Annotated in this window: 1 pseudogene; it reads left to right on the top strand. The window is 39.9% G+C overall.

Features of this window, described 5'->3' with window-relative positions:
- Positions 1-117: 117 nt before the first annotated feature.
- Positions 118-727: pseudogene (locus ACQV2O_RS08610) on the top strand (IS256 family transposase); the annotation flags it as partial.

Below are 727 nucleotides of genomic sequence, written 5' to 3'. Positions count from 1 at the left end.
TTGTGTAAGCTCCGAGACTCCCTAGAAAAAGAGACCTCACTTATGTAAGATTGTAATAACCACAAAACAATCACACATAGGAGGTCCCTTATGGAAGACTTTAACACAAAATGATTCATAACACTAGCCCAAGGTGAATCTGTTCATGAACTGTTTCGTCCGGCTTTAGAAGAAGCGATTAATCTACTGCTTGAAAGTGAAAGAATCGTCTTTCTTGATGATGAGAAATGGGAAGTCAAAGGCTACCATGCAGGCAATTCTAGAAATGGCTATTATTCGAGAACTTTAATAACAGAATATGGCAGGTTGAATCTTAAAATTCCCCGTGATCGTTTAGGTGAATGAGACGTTAAAACACTCCAATGTCTTCAAGAAGTGCTCTCTCATCTAAAGGAGATGATTGTTTGGATGGTTCAAAAGGCTGTGACGACACGTGACGATTCAAAGCTCATCGAAAAGATGTAGGGTCCTCATTATTCTCCAACGACCATTTCCAATCTATCAAAAACTATTGAAGAGGAAATGGGTGCTTATCGACAACGCCCCATCAAACAAGACGATGTATGTTTATACTGTGAGGCTATTTTTGTCCCTGTAAGGCGTGGAAATGTCTCTAAGGAAGCCGTCCATACTATTATCGGTATCGATGCTCAAGGCTATAAGGAAATACTCGATTTTCAAGTCTATCCTACAGAGTCAGCTCTTCATTACCGTGAAATGCTTCAAG

The organism is Facklamia sp. P13055 (assembly GCF_050409445.1).
GTDB lineage: Bacteria > Bacillota > Bacilli > Lactobacillales > Aerococcaceae > Facklamia.
Note: the sequence above shows the minus strand (reverse complement) of the source record. Positions and strands in the feature narration are given on the sequence as shown.